The organism is Nocardia sp. XZ_19_369, from assembly GCF_015355715.1.
Lineage (GTDB): Bacteria > Actinomycetota > Actinomycetes > Mycobacteriales > Mycobacteriaceae > Nocardia.
This window is the reverse complement of the sequence record NZ_JACVED010000001.1, coordinates 979,625-1,003,920: the sequence shown is the minus strand read 5'-3', so window position 1 is coordinate 1,003,920 and position 24,296 is coordinate 979,625. Positions and strand designations below refer to the sequence as shown.

The following is a 24,296-nucleotide window of genomic DNA, read 5'->3' as shown; positions in this document are numbered from 1 at the left end:
GTACCGAATGACGATCAAGGCACGCCGCGCACTGATCGCGGTCGCGGCGGTGGCGGGTGTGGGCATCACCTCGGGGTGTGGTCTCACGGTGGAGAAGCTGCCGCTGCCCAAGCCCGGGGTATCCGGCGAAACCTACACGGTGCACGCCGTTTTCGAGAACGCGCTGAACCTGCCGGACCAGGCCAAGGTGAAGATCGGCGGCTCGGATGTCGGCGTGGTCTCCAACATCAAGACCAAGAACTTCCAGGCCGTCGTCGACCTGACCATCAGCAAAGACATCGAGCTGCCCAAGAACAGCACCGCCGAACTGCGCCAGGCCACGCCACTCGGTGACGTGTTCATCGCGGTGTCCAAGCCGAAGACCGAGCCGGGCACCGAAATGCTGCGCAGCGGTGACACACTCGGCCTCGACAAGACCTCGGCGGGTGCCACCGTCGAGCAGCTGCTGATCTCGATCTCCATGCTGTTCAACGGTGGTGGCGTCGCCAGCCTCAGCAAGCTCACCTCGGAGCTGGACTCCATCGTGGGTGGCCGCGGCGGCCAGCTGTCGCACCTGATCACCGAAATGACCGGTGTGGTCGGCAGTTTGAACGCCAACTCGGCGAAGGTCGACAGCGTGCTGAACGAATTCAGCGCGCTGGCCAACACCATCGAGTCCCGGCGGGCCGAGCTGGGCCAGGTGGCCGACACACTGCCCCAGATGATCGGCGCCATCGCCGAGAACAACCGGGCCATCGGCGATCTGCTGACCAAGGTGTCGACCACCAGTGCGGCGCTCGGCGATTACGCCGACAGCTCCGGCCAGCAGCTGGGCAGCCTGCTCGACAACACCCGCGCGCTGATGGACGCACTGGCCGCCACCGGTGACAACCTCGGCATCCTGCTCGATCGGGCGCGCGAGATCCGGCCGAAGGTCGACGCGACCTTCAAGGGCAAGAGCTTCGCCGTCTACGCCACCCTGACCAACCTCGACCTCAGCGCGGTGACCGACCCGCAGCACGGCGGCCTGCATGATCTGCGCGATGTGCAGGATCTGGCGGGCAGCCTGATCCAGGTGCTGCAGATAGTGCAGAACCGGGTGGAAGGTGGCCACCGATGATCGCGAAATTGATGCAGCACAAGCTGGTCCTGTCGACCATCGGCCTGATTCTGGTGTTCCTGATCGGCGCCAGTTATCTGATGATCAGCATCATGCGGGTGAACCCGTTGAAGTCCAGTTACACCGTCACGGTGAATCTGGACCGTTCGGGTGGTCTGCAACCGGGCAATGATGTGACTCTGCGTGGCTATCGCGTCGGCAAGGTCAGCTCGATCAAGCTGACCGATCGCGGCCAGGCCATCGCCGCGGTGGCGGAGATCGAGAGCAAGTACAAGATTCCGGTGGACACGGCGATCTCGGTGCAGGCGCTCTCCGGCGCGGGCGAGCAGTACATCGACTTCCGTCCGGCCAGCGAGCAGTCGCCGTTCCTCGGCGACGGCGCGGTGATCAAATACGACGCGGCCAAGATCAAGACGCCGACCCCGGTCTGGTCGGTCCTGGATAACGCCAGCGCGCTGATCGCGCAGGTCGACCCGGACAAGTTCGGCGTCATCCTGCACGAGCTCGACATCGCGCTCAGTGGCGGCCCGGATCAGTTGCGCGGCATGGTCAACGGCATCAGCCTGGCCATGGCCGGCTTCGACAGTCTGCTGCCGCAGACCACGAACCTGATCGCCAACCTGCGCACCATCGCGAACACCACCTCCAACGCCCAGCCCGACCTCGGCACCCTGACCCGCAATTCCGGCGCGCTGTTCAACCAGTTCAACAACGCCAACGCCGAACTGCAGGGCATTCTCGAGCGGGCACCGGGGCAGTTGGCCAGTCTCGGCGCGGTGCTGGACAAGACCAGCGATCCGATCACCAGCCTGGCCACCAATTTCGCGGCGATGACCAAGGCCGCGCAGTTGCGCCTGCCCGCCCTGCGCGCGCTGTTCCCCTCGCTCGCGCTGGGTGCGGACGCGCTGGGTGTGCCTGCCCACGACGGTGAGTTCCACGCGATCCTCGACATCTGGCCGCGGCCGTTCTGCACCTACAACACGCCGCAGCTGCGCAACGAGGTCATCCAGGACGGCTCGATTCCCAAGTGGAACTACTGTGAGAATCCGCCGCCCGGCCAGGAGATCCGTGGTGCCGCCAACGCACCGCGCCCGAATGTGCCGAACAACGGCGCGCATATGCCGCCGGGTGTGGATCCGAACGAACGGACCCTGCCCCCGATCAAGTGAGTTGTACCCGGTCCCGCGGTGAAACCGTGGGTCCGGGCATACTCGCCGAGAGAACGCGTACGGTACGCCCGAGATGCGGGCCCGTCAGTCGATCGGTGCGCCCGCGCGCCGGGAAAGTGCAGGTTTGTATCGATGTCCACCGATGACGCTGACACCAACAAGGACGCCGAGGACGCGGTGACCGAGGACGCTGCGACCGAGAAGTCCGCCGCGGCTGCGGCGAAGCCTGAGCTGTCGAAGACAGAACCGGCAGCGACCGAGAAGAAGGTGGCGGCCGACAAGAAGCCCGCGGCCGAGAAGAAGGCTGCGGCAGCGTCGGCGGGCGATGCCGGTGCGACCGCGAGTTCGGCCGGCGCGAAGCGGTCCGCCTCGCTGCCGCTGATCGCCGCGTTCGCGGCGGGTGTACTGGCGGTGGCCGCGATCACCGCGGTGGTGGTGTTCTTCCTGCAGGGCAAGGACCGCGGCGAGAAGCTGGACGCGATCCGCGATTCGACGCAGGCCGCCTGCACCTTCGGCAAGGACGTCTCGGTCTACGACTACACCAAGAACCTGGACGACTACTTCACCAAGGTGAAGTCCGGGGCGAGCGGCGAATTCCTCAAGGAGTTCGACGACGCGACCAAGGCGCTCAAGGACGCGATGGTGCAGGCGCAGGTCAAGTCCTGGGTCGACGACGTGCAGTGCGGCTACCAGTCCGGTGACAAGACCGAGGCCAACGTGCTCGTCACGCTCACCCAGTACCGGACCAACTTCACCCAGTCGACGCCGGAGCGGCAGTTCGTCGTGGTGATCGCGCAGCTGACCAAGTCCGGGGACAAGTGGCTGGTAGAGAAGCTTGATTCGCCGATGCTGAAGGGTGCGGGCAACGGTCTGCCCGGCGCTCCGGGTGCGCCCGTACCGGGTGAGGCCCCCGCGCCTGCCCCTGCCCCCGCCCCCGCGCCGAGTGGGCAGCCTGCCCCGCAGCCGGGTAACTAGCCTGCGGTCGTAAGTCTGACGAGCGCCTCCGGCGGTGGGGAGAACCACCACCGCCGGAGGTCATTCGATCTGGTCGCGCACCGATCAGAACAGCGTCAGTGTCTGCGGCGCCGACGGCGCGGCCGCCTTCCCCGCGGCCTGCTCTCGTGGCGCTTCCGGCGCCGACGGCGTTTCTTCCACAAGCACCGCGGGGATTTCCGCGGTGTTCGCCTCGGCGACAGCCGCTGTCGCGGCGGCCTTCCGAGCCGCTTCTCCGGCAAGCGCGTCGGCCTGCTCGTTGAAGTAGTTGCCGACATGTCCACGGACCCAACGGAACCGGACGGGCCCGGGCCTGCTGGCAATCGCTTTGTCGATCTGCCGGATGAGTTCGACGTTCTTCACGGCGCCGCCGCTCGAGGTGCGCCAGCCGTTGAGCCGCCAGCTGGAGATCCACTCCGACGCGCACTTGATCGCGTAGAGCGAATCGCTTTCGATCAGTAGGGGTTCGGAGCCGGGATGGGCGAGAATCGCCTCCAGCACCGCGCGTAGCTCCGCGACCTGGTTGGTGCCGGAGGCGGCACCGCCGCTCAGCGAGGAGCCCTGATGATTGACCCAAGCCCAGCCGATGGCGCCGCCGGGGTTGCGGAGGCAGGATCCGTCGGTGCTCACGATGATCATGGCTGGCACCCTACGCAATCCGACCGACAAGATCGGTACCGTGGAATTCTTCTATCTCCCTTCGCAATTGGGACTCGGTGCGGCGGAGCGCCGATTTGACGGCGGAATCCACCAGACCGACACAGAGCCGCCCCGCCAAGCCACGCGGGGGGCTGTACTCCGCCTCGGACGTCAGCACCGACCGCCCGTATCCGAGCGGATCGAAGCGCAGCGTCAGGGTCCCGGACAAACGCCCACGCAGCGTATACCCGATCACCACGTTGCGACGATATTCGGTGACCTCGCATGTCATCCTCGGCCGCCACAGCATCAGCCGTGCGGTGGTCGCGTACATCGCGCCGAGGCCGGAGTCGAGTTCACCGGTCGGTTCGAAGTCGGCGACCGCGAACATCCAATCCGGCACGAACAGATGGTTGTCCGTAAAGGTGAAGGCGACCTCGACGGGCGCTCCGACGTCACTCGCGTACTTGATGCGGCCCATGAGGCCCTCCCGGTTCCACGACTGGCGTTAAAAGTACTACAGAACTCCTCTTTATTGGAGGGTTGCGCCGGATTCGGTGCGGCGGTTTTTCACAGTGCGACCGGCCGGTTGCTTGGTTGCTCAGCGCTGGTCAAGCCCTATATTGGACCGGTCGGTCGTGTTCTAAGTGCTGGCCAGCTGATCGACGATGTACTCGGCGATCGGCATAGCGGAGGTGGCCGCCGGGGACGGTGCGTTGAGCACGTGCACCGAGCGCGCGGTGCGCTCGATCATGAAGTCGTGCACCAGGGTGCCGTCGCGCAATACGGCCTGCGCGCGGATGCCCGCCTCGCGTGGCCGCAGATCGGCGAGGGTCAGCTCGGGGCAGTACCGCCGGCACTCGGCCAGGTAGCCGCGCTTGAACAGCGAATTGCGTAATTCACGCAGCCCGGTGCGCACGTTCGCCGCGGCCACCCGGTGCACACCGGGGAAACCGAGCACCGCTCGCGCGTCCCTGGCGTCGAAACTGCCTTTGCGATAACCCTCCCTGGCCAGGCCGAGCACCGCGTTCGGACCGACGGTCAGCGCGCCGTCGATGGTCGGGCTCAGATGCACGCCGAGGAACGGCAGCGCGGGATCGGGGATCGGATAGATCAGCGTGCGCACCAGCCCCGCCCGCTCCGGCGGCAACTGGTAATACTCGCCGCGGAACGGCACGATCCGGAAATCCTTGCGCAGACCGGCCATTCGAGCCATCCGATCGGCCTGCAAGCCCGCGCACACCACGAGGGTGCGTGCCGTCCAGGAGCCGGTCGGCCCCGCCGCGGTCACCGAGGTGTCGCTCTCGGCCAGCGAGGTGATCTCGGCGCCGAGAACCAGTTGCCCGCCTGCCCGGCGGACCTCATCGGCCAATGCGGTGGTGATCGCGGTGTAGTCGACGATGCCGGTGTCCGGCACGAACAGGGCGCCCACGCCGGTCACCTTCGGCTCGCGCCGATGCAGCTCGGCGGCGTCGAGCAGCTCGACCGCAACCCCGTTGGTGACCGAACGCTCGTGCAATGCCAGCATCCGTTGCCGCTCGGCCGCATCGGTGGCGACCAGCAGCTTGCCGCAGACCTCGAAGGGAATCTTTTGTGCCGCAGCGAATTCCTTGGTCCAGCGGGCGCCGCGGCGGCACAGCCGGGCCTTCAGGCTGTCCGGCGGATAGTAGATGCCCGAATGGATGACGCCGCTGTTGTGCCCGGTCTGATGGGTGGCCAGCGCGGCGGCCTTCTCCAGCAGCACCAGGGTCGCTCCCGGATGCCGCTGCAGTAGTCGATGCGCCGTGGCCACCCCGACGATGCCGCCACCGATCACGCAGAAGTCGTAGGTGCTGTTCGGCATACGAGAACAGTAGGCCGAGAGTTATACCGAGACGGAGGGTTCCGCGCCGCGCCGGGTGCTCGCGCCGGGTGTCTGCTTCGTCGGCGTGGTGGCCGACTCGGTACCCGGAGCGGACTTCGGCGCCGGGTTTCGCTCGAAGCGCAGGTCGTGGTCGCCGAGTGAGGGGTCGGTCAGCATCAGCACCACGGCACCACTGCGTGTGTCGAATTCGGTGCGCAACTCGGTGCTGTCCGTGCGGTCGTCGAGCCGTTCCCGGTTCGGGTCGCCGGTCAGCACGGTGCGGGCGTTGGTGCCCAGGGTGATGGCGATCGTATCGGTGGGTGCGGCGGTGACCTGCGCGTCGAAATAGGCGTCGCCCAGCAGCAGGGTGCCGCCGACGGTGGCCGGCCGCGGCGCGGGCAACGAATAAGGCTGTGAGTCAGCCGCTTTCGGTACCGGAACGACCACGTCGTGCGAAGGCCGGAGGTATGTCGAGGGCAGTTCGAAGCTGCCGCCGGTCAGCACGGTGTCCACCCATTCGGGATCGCTCGTAGAATCCTCGATTGCCTGCGCGGGTGGTGCGGCGAGGGCGCCACCGGGCCGGTTGATGTCGGCCATCTGGTGGACGATGTAGGTGCCCGCGACCACGGTGAGGCTGAGACTGGCGGCACCCGCGAGAACGATCGCGGCGTGCCGAGCGATCTGGGCATGCTTGTTTCTTGTCACGATGCGGTCCTTCCTGTGCCCCTGCTCCCCCTGGCAGCCGGCCCGCATCGTTGAAAGCCGTACAGTTGTCCAGGTTACGGCGCGGCCCGCGGGGGTACCGCCTCGGGGAGAGCAGAATCACAGTCCACATCGCGGACCGCCGGCAAACAGTCGACCGATCCGCGGGGTGCTTTATGTTTCCAGCACCTCGAGCGGGGGTAAATAAACTTTGCTGGCGAGCGTCATCCTCGACTGCCACATCGAGACACCCGGCCAATGGCGTCCGGCCGACACGAACGGCGCACCCAAGTGTGGCGCTCGCCCGCTCCCCAATCTCATGGATCGGGTCGGGTGTCGGCAACGGCCGGATGTTCGCATCCGGCCGTTGCTGCCTCTTCAGGCGAACTGACCCGCGGTCCGTCCCGTTCCCGTGGGTCCGGCGAAGGCCTGTGCGAGGGTGAGCCACACTGCCGCGTCCGCGCCGACCACCTCGATCGCCAGATCGTCCGGATGGCGACGCTGGGTTACCAGCAGACAGAAGTCGAGGCCGGATCCCGTCACGCGTTGCGCGGCGTCCTCGGGACCCCACGACCAGATGCTGCCGTCGGGTGCGGTGAGTTCGACCCGGAATTCTTCGGTGGGCGGCGTCTTTCCATGCACGGTGTAGGCGAAGTTCCTGGTTCGCACACCGATGTGGGCCACGGTGCGCAGTCGCGCTGTCGGGGTGCGAACGACGCCGAGGGTGTCGGCCACGTCTTGGCCGTGCGCCCAGGTTTCCATGATGCGGGCGGTGATCATGGAGGCCGCGCTCATCGGGGGGCCGAACCAGGGCAGCTTGCTGCCTGCGGGGACCGCGCGCAGGGCGTCGGTGAGGGACTTACGGCCGCGATGCCACCGGTCCAGCAGCTCTGCGGGCGGCGCGGTCGCCGCCTCCTCGGCGGCCTCGTCGACGAAGGTCGTGGCCTTCGGCGCGGCCTCGACGACCAGTTGCTGGAAGCGGTCGGCATCGGCGGCGGCGAGCGTCGCGACCTCGTCGGTCCAGGCCAGATGGCCGATCTGATGGGCGATGGTCCAACCGGGGGCGGGGGTCGCGCGGGCCCAGTCGGCCGCCGCCAGCGGGGCGACGATTCCTTCCAGATCCGCGCACTCGTCGGCGAAGTCGTTGAGCAGCGCTTCCAGGTCAGCCATCTGTTCCCTGCCTCATCGCGGGGTGCACGGGCTCGTCCGGGTCGTCGCCGCCGAGCGTCACGCACGCCTGTGCACGCACACCACGTCGTGTGCTGTCGTGGTCCAGCATCGCAGCGGCCACAGAAAAATGCAAGCACGCGTGCTTGTATTTCTATCGAGCTGCCAGAAGTGCTGTCTACCAGCCGAAAACGATCAGATGCGAGGCGCCGACGACCAGTCCGAGCACCGCACCGTGCAGATAGAGCAGCCAGGCGTCCTGCTCGACCGAGGCGTAGAACATCTCCATGAACTCCCCCGGCGTCAACTGCCGCAGCTTGCGCGCCGCGAACACGTCGATGGTCTTGGCCTGCTCCCTGGTGAACTCCTCGTCCTCCACCAGGGTCGGCGCGAGTCCGACGGCGGCCCCGGCCGCACCCGCCTTGAGATTGTCGAACTGGCGGCGCCCCAGGGCCGCGCGGACGAACGAGGTGGTCGGGCCGAGCTGCCGGTGGATCTCGTCGGAGATCAGCCGTTCCAGCAGCTGACGGGTCTTGTCGCCGTTGGGTCCGTCCAGCAGTTCCTTCGACAGGTTCGGCAGGGTGAGCACCTGGTGGGCGAGGATGTGCGCGAGGTCGGTCGCCGCCTGCGGCTGCCGTTTGGCCAGCAGCGCCTGCCGCCACAGGTACTTGTACCAGGGCTGCGGGTCGCCCGGCTCGAACACCATCTTGACCGCGATGACATTGACGATCACGCCGATGGCCGCGGAGGCGAGCAGCACGATCACCCAGCCGGGCACCCAGCCGAACACCGGAATGCGGTGGTGCACATGCAGATACAGCGCCAGCAGCAGGCCGAAGGGTGCGCCGAGCAGCCCGATCCGGACCATGAAGCGCAGCTCCGGCGCCGCGATCGTGGTGGTCAGATCCTTCAGGATGCCGGGGTTGTCCTGCAGGTACCGGATGACGAAGCTCTTGATGTCGATGAGCTGATCGACGTTGTCGCCCAATGATTCGAACGCGCGCCGTGACAGCGCGGGCATTTCCCGATCGACCCGCTGGTAGATGACCTGCTTCGCGGCGCGTGGCACCGAACGCCACAGGTCGGGGTTCTCCCGGTTCATCAGCTCGTCGACCAGCGGCTGCACCTGTTTACGGGCGAGCACCGCGACATAGTCGGCGATGCCGTCCAGGTCGAGTTCGTGGATGAAATCGCGCGGGCTGCCGATCCGCATCAGCGCCTTGTCGACGCAGATGCTGGCCATCTTCTCGGCCCGGGCCGGGATGAACCCCTGGAAGCCGAGCCTGCGTCCGTCGCCGGAGAACGTCGGCAGCACCTGCACCCGGCGCGGGAAGTACGGATACAGCAGGTGCAGTCCGGGAATGTGGACGCCGCGAAATCGTTCCGGCCAGAACAACATCAGCACGCCGGTCCAGTTGGTCAGCCAGCCCGCCAGCGCGCTGAAGATCGGGAACGTCACCAGATCGACCACGAACTTGGACTGGCCCGTCAGATCCTCCCAATCGATGAACACGCCGGCGGCGAGTGAACTCATCGATGGATCTCCCTAGGCCGAACCGGCGGAACCGCCGGTATGAGGTATCAAGGCCCCAACATTGTCATTGCGCCGGAGCGAGTGTCAACGCGGCGCGGGATAGGGGTTGCGATCACATCGCGGGGCTACCATGAGCGCGCCCGAGCCGGACCTGGGCGTGAGCATGACATCCCCTTCGCGCGGTCGCGGACCGCCGACGTCGCAGGAGGTCGCGTGTCCGAAAAGCCAGTGCCCGAAGACCTACCGGCCGACGATGACGAGGCCCGGCTGAGCAGGCGCCGGGTGATCGGCACCGGCGCGGCGCTCGGTGGCGCGGCGCTCGGTGGGGCGCTCGCCGCGACGGTGGGCGGGGCGGCCAGGGCCGAGCACGGCAGCGCGACGCCCGCGTCGGACGCGAGTGCGAAGCTCGACACCGAGGCGCATCTGTTCCGGCTCACCTCGGCCGAGCCGAACCGATACGACGGCGGCACCTTGCGCGGCGCCCACGAGGGCACCTTCCCGGTGCTGACGGGTCAGCAGGCGTCGGTGTACTACGTCGAACTCGAGATCGGCGGACTGCGCGAGCCGCACTGGCATCCGACGGCGTGGGAGCTCAACTACATCATCTCCGGCACGGCGGACTGGACGATTCTGGGCACCCACCCCGACGGCACCTATCGCAACGACGCCTTCGAGGCGAAGCAGGGCGATCTGGTGTTCGTGCCGCAGGGCTTCTTCCACTACTTCGCCAACTCGAGCACCGAGCAACCGCTGCAGGTGCTGGTGGTCTTCAATACCAGCGCCCAGGAACCCAACGACGACATCGGCATTGTCGCCACGGTGAATTCGCTGCCCCGCGAAATACTGGCCGCCGCGTTCGGGGTGCCGGTCGCGGCGTTCGGTGCGGTCCCCACCGAGGTGAAGCCGGTGGTGATCACCAAACGCACGTAGTGGGTCAGGGCACGCGGATACCGGATCGCGCGCCGGTCTCCTGGACCCAGTCGAGCAGCGTGCGCTGCCTGCGCAGCAGGTTGCGACGGTGGTAATTACCACCCAGCCGTTCCGCGTTGCGGGCTCGACGCCTGCTCTGCCGGGAAATCAAGGTGCTGAGTTCGCCTGCCGGTGCGATCCCCCGGGTTACCGCCCAGCCCACCACCGCGCGGAACCATTGCCGTTCGGTGCGCAGCACCCAGGTGTAGACGACGGCGAAGATCAGGATGTACAGAATCGTGCGCGCCGCGATCGAGCCGACCGGGATGCTCGCCGGGCTCGGCGCGTCCCAGCCGAAATGCAGTGCGGCACCGAGCAGATAGCACTGGACGAAGACCTGCGCGCGCCGCCTGATCGGCCAGTCCGCGCGTGCCACCGCGAGCACGATGCCGATACCCGCCAGGGCGGTGAGCATCCAGTGCGAGGTGATCCCGGTGAGCAGCCGCACGAAGCCGACCAGCACCGCGTTCGCCGGATTGTCTTGCGCCGAAAGCAATCCGGCGTTGGCCGAGTAGGTGATGTTCTCGACCACCTGGAAGCCGAGGCCGGTGCAGCCGCCGAGCAGCAGCCCATGGATCGGCCGATTCAGCAGTGGCTTGCCGAGCCACGCGACGGCGAAGACGCCGACCCCTTTGATTGCCTCCTCCACGATCGCGGCGGAAATCGGGGCCTGCCAATCCATGGCGAACGCGTCACCGGCCAGGTTCTGGATGATGCGCATGTTGTGGTCGTTGGCGAACAGGGCGATGCCGGGGCCCGCCAGCGCACCCCAGGCAAAACCCATGAGGAGGGGTATCGTGATCCGCCGGTGTGCGCGGAGCCGATCCAAATGCAGGACCAGCCAGCCGAATACGACCAGGGTCGCCAGTGTGAACGGCAGGCCGACCAGGATGTCGCGCCAGGTCAGCGCGGCAACCGGAGCCAACTGGAACACCAACCCGACCACGCCGAGTAGTGAAGTCAGGCAATACACCCACCACAGCGCTGATTTCGGCTGGAACCAGCTCATCGGCGCACCTTCAGTGACTCGAGCACCGGAGCCAATTCCGGCAACGTGGCGTCGTCACCGATGAGCACCAGGGTGACCGCCAGATTGTCGTTGCCGAGAATGGCGCAGACCCCCGCCTTGTCGGCACCGCGGCAGGTCGGGCCGCTGAAGCCGTTCGGTGTCTTGACCTCGCCGCCGTCGAAGTAGGCGTCGAAACCCTGCACGCCCAGCACTTTTCGTCGCCACTCGGCGGCTTCGGGGAAGTTCGTGACCCCGTCGATCACGCTGACCGCGAGTCGCGAACCATTCGGCGCGATGAGCACGGCGGTCGTCTGGTCGCCGGTCGGTCTGCGCTGCCAGCCGGCTACCCCGCCGAAGCCGACGGTGTCCGGTTCCGCTCCCGGCGCGGTCAATTCGATCTCGCTGTCCGGGGCGACCGCGGTCTCCCTGACCGGCACGAGCGCGGCGACGACCGAGGGGACGACGATCAGTGCCGCGACCACCGCGAGCACCACCCCGGCTGGCTTCCAGTCGTTGCCGGTGCGGATCGGCTGGCTCATGTGCTCCCCTCGGCGTTCTCACTCGATGGCGCGCTCTAGGCGAGAAACTGCCGCCGACCAGCGGTGCAGTCGCCTCCACGGTAAGCCAGTACGTACTGTTTGCCCGGGAACCCGGCCGTCCCGAATGCCCCGTTTGTGCGGATACGCAGCAGACCGTAAACAATCCGTAAACCGGTTCCAGCACAGTAGAGACACACCAGCACGGCGGGTTCGGAACCGGACTCGCCCCTCGAAAGGAAGCACCTCATGCGCAAGCTCAAGCTCCAGGTCCAGACCACCGCCGACGGTTACATGGGCGGCCCGAACGGCGAAATGGACTGGATGACCTTCCCCTGGACCGACGACGTCGGCGCCTACATCAAGAACGTGATGGACTCGGTCGACACCATCGTTCTCGGCCGCAACCTCGCCGAGGGTTTCATCCCGGTCTGGGCCAACCGCACCGAGGCCGACGGCGAGGACCAGGAAACCATCGACTGGATGAACAACACCCCCAAGATCGTCTTCTCCAACACCCTCACCGACTCCCCCTGGTCCAACACCACCATCGCCAACGGTGACCTCGTCAAAACCGTCACCGACCTCAAGTCCCAGCCCGGCGGCGACCTCATCGTCTATGGCGGCGCCACCCTCGCCGCCAACCTGATCGCCGCCGAACTCATCGACGAACTCCACCTCTTCGTCAACCCCACCGCCATCGGCACCGGCCTCCCCGTCTTCGCCCCCGGCGCCTACCAACCCCTCCGCACCGTCGCCGCCACCCCCTTCGACTGCGGCATCACCGCCCTCCACTACGCCCCGAAGAGCGCCTGAGCACGGAGACGGCCCGGTCCGACCCCGACGGAATAAATGTTCCGGCTGAGTCGGACAGGGCGCTCCCGCTCGCACCAGCGACTACTGAGGCCGCAACTCCTCGACCATCTCCTCGAAATTGTCCGGAGTCACCCGCCACCGATTCGCGTCGTCGTATTCCAGATCGACACTCAGGCTCATATCTGCCCGCTTGATCTGGATCAGACACGATTTCCAGTCACCCTCGCCGGGTGTCGCCATCGCGGACCGCAATTCCGTCATCATCCGCAGAATGTCGGTCCCGTCCGGAGTCCGAGCCACCCAGTTCCCGTCATCGGTGTAGACGTATCCGAACATCGACTGCTCGTCGTCGAGAATCGTGACGAGCGTCAACGAATCCCGGGTAACTTCCTGATAAGCGGGGTTCGAAATGATGAGTTCGCAAATCGACATGAGAATCGCATTGGCGTCCTGAATATCGAATGCCGGATCGCTCACGGACGAGACCGCGCCGATCGCAAATCATGTTCTTCACTCATCATGGCGGTCGACTTGGATCAGTGTGTTGCCGGAGTCATAAACGCGTGTCTCGGAAATTTCCCCATCCCCGTCATAGCTGTACTCTACGCGCTCGATGAGGCGGCCATCCGGTGTCTGTCTCTCTTCGGAGAGTAATTCGTCCTCGGTGCTCAGTAGCTCGATAGTCAACTCGGCGATCTTGCTACTTCCTGGAGATGCCGAACAGCCGACTCGGCGAGCACCCGTGGTACTCCTTTCGTACGCACTCCAGGCGCGACCGATAGCAGTGGGAAATTTCTTACTGTGCCATTTCAATGTTGCCTCGGGATCGGTAATATCGAAATAATTTACACTCACCGGAATATTGTCGCGAGTGTTGATTTTCTGTAGCATTCTGGTACCGGCGAAGGCGCCCACGGTTCGCATGGTCTGCTCCAAGGCTTCCGTTTCCGATATCTCCACCTCCTCCCCCGTCGCGTAATCGACGCCGAGGTAACACACGCGATCCACGACACTGTCTTCATAGATAGGGGCCGAAATCAAAGCCGCTGCCTTCCTTTATTATTGATATCTGAATCTTTTTGCCTGGCGGTAGGGATTCGTGTACCAGGTTACCCCAGCCCACGTCTTCGCCAACTTCCCTCGGTGCCCAGCGATAGTAGGTAAATTTACCCTTTTCCGCATCTTTCAACAGCGTTTTTCGGACTTTTTGGTTTGTGGATTCTCGTATGAACTGTTCGCTATATTTTCTGAACGTTTCCGCATCCACAATCAGTGCGACATCGACGTCGCCAGTATTGGGGTTGTGTACAGCGCCGCCCTGGACTTTGAATCGTACATCTTGCGGATCCACGCCGTACTTGCGACTCATGGCCAAGATGCCGGATTTGACCTCCTCGAAATGTTGTCGGGATTCAAAAAGGTAGGGATAACCACGTCGTCGGACCTCATCGAGATTGGCCAGGCTAGTGGTCAGCCGATCGCCTACATCTTCTACGCCATCGAAATATGGGCTCTCGCCGCGCTCAACTGCCTTGCGCCCCTTGAGGCCGTATTGTTCCAGCAGTCGAGCTGCATCGTCTCCGCGGGTAGCCAGAATATGTTGAATTTGGTCCAACTCTTCTGCGGTGGCTCTACCTAGCGCCGCTTGCGCGTCGTTGGCCAATGGCTGACCACCTACGCGGATGCCTGCGGCATGTAGTGGAGCCGCGGAATCGATGACGACAGAACCCGTGTTGCTCCCTGTCGAAGTAGCGTTCTGCACCGTTCTGTTGGTGCCGTGACTTGTGCCTGCGCTCTCGATCGCGACGGTCGCGTCGGATTCGGTAGCACCAGTCCGAGCACCCTTCGTCTCCGCCGCTGGTATCCGGGCAGCTGCTGTTTCCGCTGCTGTGGTCCGAGTAGCTGCGGCCGCCGCATCAGTTGCTGCCTGGGCGGCTGCCGGGTCAACCGCTGCCGCTCGCGTCGCGGCGGCGGAATCCGCCGCAGTTTGTGTATTTGTGGTAACGGCAGCCCCGTTCGCCGCGGGCGGGACAATCGCTCCGTCCGCAGCCTCGTCGGCCTTTCCGCCGAGCCGACCGAACATTTTGGGAAGGACCTTTGCCCCGACGCGGACTGCGACGTAGCCGAGGCCTTCGCCTGCTGCTATCCAGATGATCTCTGTGGCAATGGCGTTGGCGATGTTCTTGCCGATTTCATCGCTGGTGGGTGGGGCGCCGGGGTCGGTGGCCCAGTGCAGGCCGGCGGCGTCTTCGACGAGCAGTCCGCCGCCTTGGACCTTGTACATTCGAGTGGCGGAAACCCCTGGGGGGACGGGGATTTCCTCGATGGCAGCGAGGTGGCTGTTGCTGGTTGCCGCGACAGCGCTGTTGTCTCCGCTCGGTAGTTCGACGAAGAAGGAATTGTTCGCGGCGGGGGTTACCGGATAGCGCAAGGGACCGTCGTAGGGGGCGACAGTAGTTGGTTGTGGCGGTCCGTAGTCCGGTGTGGTCAGCGACTGGCTCGGCACCAGGGTGGCCCCGTGTGGGCGGTTGGTGCGCACGCCGTTGTTGCTGAGGACCTGCGCGTCCTTGGCGAAGGGGTTGTCCGGTACCACTGGGGCGCCGCTGGCGTCGACGCGGATGAACTGGCCGCCGACCTCGACGATTCTGTACCCCTCCGGGGTGGTGATCGCGCCGTCGGGGTGGCGGTAGAACTCGAAGTACTTCTTGTTCTCCTGGTCGTAGCTGTCCTTGCCGGCGTTGAGGACCAGTACGTGCTCTTTGCCGTCGATGCCGAGCACACTGAGACTGGCGATTCGGCCGTTCTGGTCTTTGATGACGGTGATGGGGGCATTGGGGTTTGCGGTGAGCCGCTCGACTGCCTCGACGAGTTGTTCGGCGTCGCCGAGGTGTTCGATACCCGAGGCGAATACCGATGCGGGTTCACCGGGTGCGGGGCGGGGCTGGCCGGGAGTGAGCATCTGCTGGGAGACGCGGCCGAGTTCGGCACGGGCTTGTTTTTGAGCCTCCTGGAACGACAGGGTCGTCGCGGTCCTGCCTTCGCCGAGTTCCTCGACGTCGGTGCCGGTCTTGGTCGTGTTGGTCGTGTATCCGTTGGACAGCGTGACGTTGTAGCCGACTTCCCAGCCGTCGGTGGTGGAGGTGATGGTCTTCTCCAGGGTGCCGCCGCCGGCCAGCGGGGTTACTCCGGTGGTGTTCTCGGCCATGGCCATGGGCAGATCCATGAGGTCACGCGCGGCTCGCTCGTTGGCCAACTGCGCTCGGGACTTCAACGTCCCGTCGCTGTTGTACATATAGCCCAAGCCCACCCCCGCGAGCGTGGGGAGCAACGACGGATCCACCCGATCGGGAAGCTCGGATTCGGGCGTGGGGCCCGGCGCGGCGTCGGATTCAGCCGGCACGGGGGGTGCCGTAGTGGGCCCGGGTGCCTGCGGGTTCTGCTGTGCCGACGGCTGTTCCGGGACTCGCGGCGGTTGCGGTACCGCAGGCTGCTGCTGCCCGGGTGGCTGCTGTGCCGGAGGCTGCTGCGCGGGTGGAAGTTGCTGGGCCGGCGGCGGATTCTGCTGCTGGCGGATCATCTCCTCCAACGACGCGGGCGGCGGACCGACCGTCGTGCCGGGCGGGAGCGTAGGACCTACCAAATCCTTCGGGTCGAACGGCCGCGGGTCACCGATCGGCGACGCGTGCACCACGTCATCGGGCGCCTGCACGAGGAGTTGTTCTGCGTTCCACAGCCGAGTCAGCTGCCGCGCCGCCGTACCCGGCGTCATCGCCGAGTAGTCGAAAACCCTTCCACCCCTGTTTGAATCAGCCTTCTCCTGCTGACCGACACCGCCGACGTTCAACCGTGCGAACCATGCCGAGCGTGCGGCCACCCACGACGGCGGCTGACCATTTTCGTTCGGCTCAGCCATGGTGGTCAGCACCTACCTGCGAGATGACCTGGCCGACGGCGATTCTCTCGGAGACCGCAGTCGGCTCTTGGCTACCGAAGTAGCGGGATTCGACAGTATTTTTGCCGGGCATGTGGATCGGAGACCTTCCGAGGCTGGGCACGAAGAATTCCCGAGCCTCCCCAGGCTCGGGTCCGTGAAATCGGTAGATGAGCGGTGCTTCGACGCGCACGGCCCTGTCCAGGAGGGTTCGAGGGCGCACACGGAGGCAGCGGAACGGCAATGTGAAACCCATTGCCAGGCAGTTTGTTCCGGAGATTTCCGGATGAAGGCGCAGCTATGGCGCTGCGTAGAGCTTCACCTAAGCGAACCAGATTGTCAACGCGCGTGCTGGGCGCTTGAAACGACCAGTCTCGCGCCGGCGAACTATTGGACCAGGTGGAGGTAGGCGGGGTCGGGCCGCACTTCGCCCGTAGGTGGCAAAACTGGCCCGGGCGACCGTGCAAGATCGGCGACTTCGCCCACAGCGAACGTTGGGAAAGTTCGGAACAAAGGGGGTGGGGGTGGGGTTGAGTTGGTATCGCTCAACTTTTGGAAGGGTCGAACACGTGACTACACCACAGAACCTGCCGGTGCTGTTCCTGACCGATCCGATCGTGCTGCCGGGCATGGTCGTGCCCATCGAACTGGACGAATCGGCGCAGGCCGCCATCGACGCCGCGCGCGCCGCGAAGACCGATGCCGTGCTGCTCGCGCCGCGGCTGACCGAGGGCTACGCCACCTACGGCGTGGCCGCCACCATCGAACAGGTCGGCCGGATGCGCGGCGGCGCGCCGGCGGCCGTGCTGAAGGCCGAACGGCGGGCGAAGATCGGGCACGGGGTGACCGGGCCGGGTGCCGCGCTGTGGGTCGAGGCGGAGCCGGTCGAGGTTCCCACCCCGGACGGCCGGACGAAAGAGCTGGCCGCCGAATACAAGAAGCTGGTCGTCTCGGTGCTGCAGCGCCGCGAAGCCTGGCAGATCATCGACGCGGTCAATCAGCTGAGCGACCCGTCGGCGATCGCCGACACCGCGGGTTACGCGCCGTACCTGACCGACGATCAGAAGCGTGAACTGCTGGAAACCCCGGACGTCACCCAGCGTTTGAAGACGCTGATCGAGTGGACCAAGGACCACATCGCCGAGGCCGAGGTCACCGAGAAGATCAGCGACGACGTCCGCGAGGGACTGGAGAAGAGCCAGCGCGAGTTCCTGCTGCGCCAGCAGCTCAACGCGATCCGCAAGGAACTCGGCGAGGACGAGCCGGACGGTGCCGACGACTACCGCACCAGGGTCGAGCAGGCCGACCTGCCGGACAACGTGCGCGCGGAGGCGCTGCGCGAGGTCGGCAGGCTGGAACGGGCCAGCGATCAGAGCCCGGAATCCGGCTGGATCCGGACCTGGCTCGACACGGTGCTCGAGCTGCCGTGGACGGTGCGCACCACCGACAGCACCGACGTCTCGGCCGCCCGCGCGGTGCTGGACGCCGATCACCACGGCCTGGACGAGGTCAAGGACCGCATGGTCGAGTACCTGGCGGTGCGTTCCCGGCGGGCCGCGCGTGGACTGGAGGTCGTCGGTGGACGCGGCTCGGGCGCGGTGCTCGCGCTGGTCGGTCCGCCCGGCGTCGGCAAGACCTCGCTCGGTGAATCCGTGGCCCGTGCGATGGGTCGCAAGTTCGTCCGGGTGGCCCTCGGCGGCGTGCGCGACGAGGCCGAGATCCGTGGCCACCGGCGCACCTATGTCGGCGCGCTGCCCGGCCGGATCGTGCGCGCCGTCAAGGAGGCGGGTTCGATGAATCCCGTTGTCCTGCTGGACGAGATCGACAAGGTGGGCTCGGACTTCCGGGGCGACCCGGCGGCCGCCCTGCTCGAGGTGCTGGATCCGGCGCAGAACCACACGTTCCGCGACCACTACCTCGACCTGGACCTCGACCTGTCCGACGTGCTGTTCATCGCGACCGCCAATGTCATGGAGACCATCCCCGGCCCGCTGCTGGACCGGATGGAGCTGATCACCGTGGACGGTTACACCGAGGACGACAAGGTCGACATCGCCCGCGACTTCCTGGTGCCGAGGCAGCTGGAACGCAACGCGCTGACCACCGACGAGGTGACCGTCACCGACGCGGCGCTGCGCGAGATCGCCGCCAACTACACCCGGGAGGCCGGGGTGCGGCAGATGGAGCGGTTGATCGCGAAGGCGTTGCGCAAGGCCGCGACTCGCCTGTCCGAGGTCGGGACCGATTCGGGCACAGCGGATCTCGGTTACGACGCCGAGCTGGGCTACGACGCGCTGGTCGAGTCCGAGAGCGTGGCGAAGCAGGCGCTGACGATCGACCTGGGCGATCTGAAGGAGTACCTGGGCCGTCCGCGCTTCACCCCCGACTCGGTGGAACGCACCGCGGTGCCGGGTGTGGCGACCGGACTCGCGGTCACCGGTCTCGGCGGCGACGTCCTCTACATCGAGGCCAATGCCGCGGAGGGTGAGCGTTCGCTGACCCTGACCGGCCAGCTCGGCGACGTGATGAAGGAGTCCGCGCAGATCGCGCTGACCTACGTGCGCTCGCATCTGGAAGAGATCGGCATCGAGCCGTCGGTGCTGGATCGCAATATCCACGTGCACTTCCCGGCGGGCGCGGTGCCCAAGGACGGACCGTCGGCGGGCGTCACCATGGTCACCGCCCTGGTGTCGCTGGCGCTGGGCAGGCAGGTGCGCGCCGATGTCGGCATGACCGGTGAGGTCACGCTGAACGGGCGGGTGCTGCCGATCGGCGGCGTCAAGCAGAAGCTGCTCGCCGCGCAGCGGGCCGGCTTGAAGACGGTGTTCATCCCGGCCCGCAACGAGCCGGACCTGGACGACGTCCCGGCCGAAGTGCTTGCCGCACTGGATGTCCGCCCCGTCGGTGACGTGGCCGACATCCTGGCCTACGCCATCGAGCCGGTCGCCGAGCCGGCCCTGGACGGACGGGCCTTCGCGGCCACCGCCTGACGGAGGAGCACAGGCCGGGCACCTGAGGTGCCCGGCCTTTCCTGTGCCGCTGCTCTTTTCGGTCAGCTCAGGAAAGAGATCACCGGCGGTGCCACGACTTCGGCCGGGGCACTGTGGTCTTGGCCAGCCAGCACGCTGAGCTGGGCCGCGGGCAGTAGCTCGGTGAGCCGAGTGGCGGTGTGGTGGAAGAACTCCGGGCTCGCGTCCCCGAGCAGCACGAGCACCGGGACCTCGACGGCTCCGACGAGATCGAGCGGGATCACGCCACCGGTGTCGGCGTTGCCCATGATGGCGAGGTCATAGGGCATGGTCGGGGCGACCGCCTGCATATCGGGATCCTGACCGGCGAACTGGGCCGCCTCCGGCGGTGCGCCTGCTGCGGTGAGGAAGATCCGGATGGCTTCAGCGGGGCGATGCTGTTCGATTGCGGCCCCCACCTGCTCCGCGAGTTCTCGTGCGCTCCTTCGGCTTTCGTCGCTGCCATCGCCGTAGGGCGGTTCATGCAGCACTAGACGGGTGATGGGTACTCCGGCTGCCGCGGCGCGCAGTGCGAGGCCGGCCCCGGACGAATGCCCGTACACCGCAGCCTTTCCGCCCAGTTCGTCGACCAGCGCGGCCAGATCCTCGATCTCCCGGTCCGGCGCGTACGGTGCGGTGTCGCCGCTCGCACCACGACCGCGGCGGTCGTAGTTGAGCACCGTGAACCGCTCCGCGAGCCGGGTGGCGAGGTCGTGCGTCATCGGCCGCGCGCAGAACATCCCGCTCACCACGATGACCGGCGCACCGTGCCCGAATCGGTCGAACGCGATGCGGGTTCCGTCGGCGGACGTCACGAAATCTGTCACAGCTCTTCCCTTCGTCACCAGTGCAGACGAGACGAAGACGTCGAACTGATCGGTGCGTGGGGCGGTATTTCAGGCATTGTCGGCGGTGAGGTCGCGCTCGACCGACCGTGTCGTGCCCTGCGCGACCGCGCACAGCACCGGCTCGCTGTCGGCATCCTCGGCATAGATCTCGCAGCGGACCACGGCTTGGCGGCGGGTGGCTCCGGTGACGGTGGCGACGGCGCGTAGCCGCTGACCTGCGGCGGGGCGCAGGTAGGTGATGGTGAAGCCGCCGGTCAGCACGTTCGGGCCGAGCGCGGTGCCCGCGGCGAAGGTGAGCGCGTTGTCGGCCGCGTAGGACAGCACGCCGCCGTGCACGAAGCCGAACTGCTGGCCGAGTTCGGGGCGGATGGGGATCACCAGGGTGACTGTGCCGTCGCCGAATTCGGCGATCTCGGTGCCGACCAGCTCGGCGAAGGGTTGCGCGGCGAGGACCTTCTTGGCGAGGTCGATATCGATGGTCGCGGTCATCAGCTGTCCTTCGTTCGCGCGTTGACGCGCGATAGTCGTTGGGGTGAAGCGATTTTCAGGCTGCGCGCAATGCGAGCCACGCCGCGTCCGCGAGGTCGTCCGCGACGTCGGTCGGCGCGGCGAGCATGTCGCCGCCGAGCCACTGCCTGCTGTACTCCTGCGCAGGCCCGAGCCACAGCGCGTACACCAGATCGAACGACAGATCGCGCACCGCGCCGTATCCGGCGTGCGTGCGCCACCAGCGCGCGACATTGCGCAGGAACTCGCGATTGCTGTCGCTCTCCCGCACCCCCGGCGGCCGGGCGGAGGTGAGAACCTTTGCCCGGTACTGATTCTCGGCCACCCAGCGCAGGTGTTCCCGTACCCCCGCCGTGATCCCCTCCCTGGCATCGGCGCTGTCGCCGACCGCTGCCCAGAAGTGCTGCTGATAGTCGACGAGCGCGTTCGCCCACACCTGTCGATACAGGTCCGCCTTGTCCGGGAAGTGGTGATAGAGAGCGCCGACGCTGGCACCCGCCGCGTCGCGGATCTGGGCCAGCGTCGCCTCCAGCGCCCCCTGCTCCGCGAACTGCCGCTCGGCTGCCAACAGCAACCGATCTCGAATCTTCATAACCAGAATTTAGTTCTGTTTTTCGGGCAGCGCAATGGTCGGATCAGCAATGCGGTCGAGTCAGGCCGGGCGCGGCTTGCCCCGCAACCACTCCAGGAAGGAGCGGCGAGGTCGCCGCGGATACCGCGCGAGCAGCGTGCCGGAGCCGACACGACCGTCCACGCGCAACAGCGGCGCACCGGGCCGCACCGGCCCGGTGACCTTGCTGCGCACGTCACCGCTCTTGGCCCGCACCCGGTCCACGTCGACCATCCACCCGCGCGGCACGATCAGCTCGAGGCCGCCGGAGCCGACCGACGCGTGCAGCACCACCTCGCGATGCGGGCAGAAGGCCTGGGAGAAGTCGATGATGATGGTCCCGGAAGTGCATTCGGCGGTGATCTCGGCGGGCACGATCCACTGCCCGCCCTTCTTGCGCGTCCCGCTCCCGACACTGAGCTCGATCGGCTCGCGGGCCGCGGCGGCCACCGGCAGATCCGCCGTGACGGCCACCAATTCATCGGTGGTCCGCGCCGAGTAGACGGTGACGAGTCGTCGATCCAGCTCCAGCAGATCCAGCCGACCTTCCTCGACCGCGAGGTGCAGCTGTCGAGCGGCGATCTCCCGGTCGATGTGGCCGACGCGAATCTCGGGCAGTGCGGCGCGCTCGTCCTGCGGGTCGGTCATCGGAGTGCTCCCCCTTGTGGTGGTTCTCCCGAAATCGTACGGCGTTGCGCGGTGCGAGACGCCGCCGTCAGCGCCCGATCGAGCCGGAAGTGCGGCCGTCTGTCACCCCCGTGGGGTAAGACGGACATATGGCCAGGTGGCTGTTGCATGTCGATCTCGATCAGTTCCAGGCCGCGGTGGAGTTCCGCAGGCACCCGGAGCTGCGCGGCCTGCCGGTCATCGTCGGCGGCAACGGCGATCCCGCCGAGCCCCGCAAGGTGGTGACCTGCGCGTCCTACCCGGCGCGCGCGTTCGGCGTGCGGGCCGGGATGGCGCTGCGCAGCGCCCAGCGCAAGTGTCCGGAGGGGGTGTTCCTGCCGTTGGACATGGCCAGCTACGAGGAGGCGTCGGAGGAGGTCATGTCGCTGCTGCGGACCTTTCCCGGCCGCGTCGAGGTGTGGGGCTGGGACGAGGCCTTCCTCGCCACCGACACCGCCGATCCGGAGGCGCTCGCCCGCGAAATCCGCAGCGCCATCGAACAATTGGAGTTGACCTGCGCAATCGGCATCGGTGACAACAAGCTCACCGCCAAACTGGCCACCGGCTTCGCCAAATCGACGGGCAAGACCGACGCCGGACCGGCCACCGACGCGGGCGCGGCCGCGGGCATCTTCCGCCTCACCGCCGCGAACTGGACCGAGGTGATGGCACACCGCCCGACAAATGCCCTGTGGGGCATCGGCACTCGGATCGCCGCCCGCCTCGCCGACCTCGGCATCCACACCGTCGCCGACCTGATGGCCGCCGACCGGCAGCGCCTCGCCGCCGAATTCGGCCCGACCACCGGCCCCTACCTCTGGGTCCTCGGCCACGGCAAAGGCGACACCGACGTCACCACCGAACCCCGGGTCCCGGTGGGCCGCAGCAAATCCGAGACCTTCCCCCGCGACCTCACCGACCCCGCCGACATCCGCGCGCAGGTGGCCCGCCTCGCCACCGAGGTGGCCGAGGAGATGGCCGAGGCGGGCCGCGTCGGCATCCGGGTCTCGGTCACCGTCCGCACCAACACCTTCTACACCCGCAGCAAGCAGGAGAAACTGCCGACGCCCACCATTGACCCCGCCGAGATCACCGACACCGCCCTGCGCATCATCGACCGCTTCCCGCTCGACCGCCCGATCCGCCTGCTGGGCGTCCGCCTCGAACTCGTCCCCGAGTAGAGCGCCCACTCCGGCGCGGACGTCGGGAGCCGCGCGGACGCGGGCGGACGCTCGTATGCTCGTCGCATGGAGTTCTGGGCGATGGTGGCGCATGAATCGGACAGCGGGATCGTGCTGACCAAGCAGGAGGTCGGGGAGGATTTCCTCGGGCCCGGCGAGGTGACGATCAAGGTGCATTTCTCCAGCGCGAACTACAAGGACGGGCTGGCGATCACGCCCGGTGGCGGGGTGGTGCGCAAGTATCCGATCATCCCCGGCATCGATATCACCGGCGAGGTGGTGTCGTCCGAGGACGACGATTTCGCACCCGGCGACCTGGTGGTGGCGCACGGTTACGACATCGGCGTCTCGCACCACGGCGGCTTCGCCGAGTACGCCAGGGTGCCCGCCGACTGGGTGGTGAAGCTCGACGGCCTGAGCCCGAGCGACGCCGCCGCGCTCGGCACCGCGGGCTTCACCGCCGGACTGAGCGTTCAGGCCCTGCTCGACCACGGCATCACCCCGGAGACGGGCGCGGTGCTGGTCACCGGCGCGACCGGCGGCGTCGGCAGCGTGAGCATCGACATCCTGTCCGGCCTCGGTTACGAGGTCATCGCCTCCACCGGCAAGACCGACGCGGGCGAGCTGCTCGCCGAAATCGGCGCCAACGAGGTGATCGGCCGCCTGCCGGAGGACCCCGACGCGAAGCCGCGACCGCTGAACAAGGCCCGCTGGGCCGCCGCGGTCGACAGCGTCGGCGGCAAGTCGCTCGCCTATGTGCTCAGCACCACCGGTTACGGCGGCGCGGTCGCGGTCAGCGGTCTGACCGGCGGCCCCGGTCTGCCCACCACGGTGCTGCCGTTCATCCTGCGCGGTGTCAACCTGCTCGGCATCGATTCCGTTTTCCTGCCGATCGAGAAGCGCCGTGAGCTGTGGGGCCGCCTCGCGAACGAGCTGCGCCCGCAACATCTCTCGTCGCTCACCCATTTCGCGTCCATCACCGACGCCGCCGAGGTGCTGCACACCATCCAGCACGGCAGCCACAGCGGCCGCACCGTCTTCAACGTTCTCGGCGAATTCTGAACGGATA

Annotated in this window: 23 protein-coding genes; 8 read left to right on the top strand and 15 right to left on the bottom strand. The window is 66.7% G+C overall.

The window, feature by feature from the left end; genetic code table 11:
* Positions 1-7: 7 nt before the first annotated feature.
* The 3 genes from IBX18_RS04675 to IBX18_RS04665 all read left to right on the top strand — a co-directional run bounded on the left by IBX18_RS04675 (position 8) and on the right by IBX18_RS04665 (position 3,243).
* Positions 8-1,099, top strand: coding sequence for an MCE family protein (locus tag IBX18_RS04675; RefSeq protein ID WP_194832455.1), 1,092 nt, complete (start codon positions 8-10; stop codon positions 1,097-1,099).
* Positions 1,096-2,268 (top strand): MlaD family protein, encoded by a 1,173-nt coding sequence (locus IBX18_RS04670; RefSeq protein ID WP_194832454.1) that lies wholly within the window; start codon positions 1,096-1,098, stop codon positions 2,266-2,268. Before IBX18_RS04675 ends, IBX18_RS04670 begins: the two co-directional genes overlap by 4 nt.
* A 132-nt stretch (positions 2,269-2,400) precedes the next feature.
* Positions 2,401-3,243, top strand: a complete 843-nt coding sequence (locus tag IBX18_RS04665; RefSeq protein WP_194832453.1) for a hypothetical protein — start codon at positions 2,401-2,403, stop codon at positions 3,241-3,243.
* A gap of 84 nt (positions 3,244-3,327) precedes the next feature.
* Here the strand turns inward: IBX18_RS04665 and IBX18_RS04660 are convergent, their stop codons facing one another.
* The 6 genes from IBX18_RS04660 to IBX18_RS04635 all read right to left on the bottom strand — a co-directional run bounded on the left by IBX18_RS04660 (position 3,328) and on the right by IBX18_RS04635 (position 9,146).
* Positions 3,328-3,900: a ribonuclease H gene (locus IBX18_RS04660; RefSeq protein ID WP_194832452.1), complete on the bottom strand. Its 573-nt coding sequence runs from the start codon at positions 3,898-3,900 to the stop codon at positions 3,328-3,330.
* Positions 3,901-3,910: 10 nt separating this feature from the next.
* On the bottom strand, positions 3,911-4,381 hold the full coding sequence (locus IBX18_RS04655; protein ID WP_194832451.1) for an SRPBCC family protein: 471 nt from the start codon (positions 4,379-4,381) through the stop codon (positions 3,911-3,913).
* Between the two features lie 162 nt (positions 4,382-4,543).
* Positions 4,544-5,743: an L-2-hydroxyglutarate oxidase gene (gene lhgO, locus IBX18_RS04650; RefSeq protein ID WP_194832450.1), complete on the bottom strand. Its 1,200-nt coding sequence runs from the start codon at positions 5,741-5,743 to the stop codon at positions 4,544-4,546.
* Positions 5,744-5,764: 21 nt separating this feature from the next.
* The gene (locus tag IBX18_RS04645) at positions 5,765-6,448 is read right to left on the bottom strand and encodes a hypothetical protein (protein WP_194832449.1); all 684 of its coding nucleotides are present in this window, start codon (positions 6,446-6,448) and stop codon (positions 5,765-5,767) included.
* A 375-nt stretch (positions 6,449-6,823) separates the two neighbouring features.
* Complete coding sequence (locus IBX18_RS04640; protein WP_194832448.1) at positions 6,824-7,615, bottom strand: TIGR03084 family metal-binding protein; 792 nt, start codon at positions 7,613-7,615, stop codon at positions 6,824-6,826.
* Between the two features lie 175 nt (positions 7,616-7,790).
* Entirely contained in the window at positions 7,791-9,146 is a 1,356-nt protein-coding gene (locus IBX18_RS04635; protein ID WP_194832447.1) for a hypothetical protein, read from the bottom strand.
* A 213-nt stretch (positions 9,147-9,359) separates the two neighbouring features.
* Between IBX18_RS04635 and IBX18_RS04630 the strand changes: the two genes are divergently transcribed.
* Positions 9,360-10,076 carry a cupin domain-containing protein gene (locus IBX18_RS04630; protein ID WP_306796131.1) on the top strand — a complete coding sequence of 239 codons (717 nt, stop codon included), beginning with the start codon at positions 9,360-9,362 and terminating at the stop codon, positions 10,074-10,076.
* Positions 10,077-10,080: 4 nt separating this feature from the next.
* Here IBX18_RS04630 and IBX18_RS04625 read toward each other — a convergent pair whose 3' ends face one another.
* Together IBX18_RS04625 and IBX18_RS04620 are read right to left on the bottom strand one after the other, a co-directional pair.
* Positions 10,081-11,124: a PrsW family intramembrane metalloprotease gene (locus IBX18_RS04625; protein WP_194832445.1), complete on the bottom strand. Its 1,044-nt coding sequence runs from the start codon at positions 11,122-11,124 to the stop codon at positions 10,081-10,083.
* The gene (locus tag IBX18_RS04620) at positions 11,121-11,663 is read right to left on the bottom strand and encodes a hypothetical protein (RefSeq protein ID WP_194832444.1); all 543 of its coding nucleotides are present in this window, start codon (positions 11,661-11,663) and stop codon (positions 11,121-11,123) included. The genes IBX18_RS04625 and IBX18_RS04620 overlap by 4 nt, the downstream gene beginning before the upstream one ends.
* A 246-nt stretch (positions 11,664-11,909) precedes the next feature.
* On the opposite strand from IBX18_RS04620, the gene IBX18_RS04615 reads away from it, so the two are divergent.
* On the top strand, positions 11,910-12,476 hold the full coding sequence (locus IBX18_RS04615) for a dihydrofolate reductase family protein (RefSeq protein WP_194832443.1): 567 nt from the start codon (positions 11,910-11,912) through the stop codon (positions 12,474-12,476).
* A gap of 81 nt (positions 12,477-12,557) precedes the next feature.
* On the opposite strand, the gene IBX18_RS04610 is transcribed toward IBX18_RS04615, so the two are convergent.
* The 3 genes from IBX18_RS04610 to IBX18_RS04600 are packed head-to-tail and all read right to left on the bottom strand — an operon-like array spanning position 12,558 to position 16,389.
* The gene (locus tag IBX18_RS04610; RefSeq protein ID WP_194832442.1) at positions 12,558-12,953 is read right to left on the bottom strand and encodes a hypothetical protein; all 396 of its coding nucleotides are present in this window, start codon (positions 12,951-12,953) and stop codon (positions 12,558-12,560) included.
* A 33-nt stretch (positions 12,954-12,986) separates the two neighbouring features.
* Positions 12,987-13,517 (bottom strand): hypothetical protein, encoded by a 531-nt coding sequence (locus IBX18_RS04605; protein ID WP_194832441.1) that lies wholly within the window; start codon positions 13,515-13,517, stop codon positions 12,987-12,989.
* Positions 13,495-16,389, bottom strand: coding sequence for a hypothetical protein (locus tag IBX18_RS04600; RefSeq protein ID WP_194832784.1), 2,895 nt, complete (start codon positions 16,387-16,389; stop codon positions 13,495-13,497). The genes IBX18_RS04605 and IBX18_RS04600 overlap by 23 nt, the downstream gene beginning before the upstream one ends.
* Before the next feature lie 647 nt (positions 16,390-17,036).
* On the opposite strand from IBX18_RS04600, the gene lon reads away from it, so the two are divergent.
* On the top strand, positions 17,037-19,397 hold the full coding sequence (lon, locus tag IBX18_RS04595) for an endopeptidase La (RefSeq protein WP_373889166.1): 2,361 nt from the start codon (positions 17,037-17,039) through the stop codon (positions 19,395-19,397).
* A 62-nt stretch (positions 19,398-19,459) separates the two neighbouring features.
* Here lon and IBX18_RS04590 read toward each other — a convergent pair whose 3' ends face one another.
* The 4 genes from IBX18_RS04590 to IBX18_RS04575 form a co-directional block, all read right to left on the bottom strand.
* Positions 19,460-20,242 carry an alpha/beta hydrolase gene (locus IBX18_RS04590; protein ID WP_306796129.1) on the bottom strand — a complete coding sequence of 261 codons (783 nt, stop codon included), beginning with the start codon at positions 20,240-20,242 and terminating at the stop codon, positions 19,460-19,462.
* Positions 20,243-20,311: 69 nt separating this feature from the next.
* On the bottom strand, positions 20,312-20,752 hold the full coding sequence (locus tag IBX18_RS04585; RefSeq protein WP_194832440.1) for a PaaI family thioesterase: 441 nt from the start codon (positions 20,750-20,752) through the stop codon (positions 20,312-20,314).
* Between the two features lie 55 nt (positions 20,753-20,807).
* Positions 20,808-21,362 (bottom strand): TetR/AcrR family transcriptional regulator, encoded by a 555-nt coding sequence (locus IBX18_RS04580; RefSeq protein ID WP_194832439.1) that lies wholly within the window; start codon positions 21,360-21,362, stop codon positions 20,808-20,810.
* A 60-nt stretch (positions 21,363-21,422) separates the two neighbouring features.
* A complete protein-coding gene (locus IBX18_RS04575; protein ID WP_194832438.1) occupies positions 21,423-22,028 on the bottom strand; it encodes a DUF1707 domain-containing protein in 606 nt (201 codons plus the stop codon).
* 128 nt (positions 22,029-22,156) lie between these two features.
* Here IBX18_RS04575 and IBX18_RS04570 point away from each other — a divergent pair, with 128 nt between their 5' ends.
* Positions 22,157-23,227: a DNA polymerase IV gene (locus IBX18_RS04570; RefSeq protein ID WP_194832437.1), complete on the top strand. Its 1,071-nt coding sequence runs from the start codon at positions 22,157-22,159 to the stop codon at positions 23,225-23,227.
* 66 nt (positions 23,228-23,293) lie between these two features.
* Positions 23,294-24,289 carry an oxidoreductase gene (locus tag IBX18_RS04565; RefSeq protein ID WP_194832436.1) on the top strand — a complete coding sequence of 332 codons (996 nt, stop codon included), beginning with the start codon at positions 23,294-23,296 and terminating at the stop codon, positions 24,287-24,289.
* The last annotated feature ends 7 nt before the right edge of the window (positions 24,290-24,296 follow it).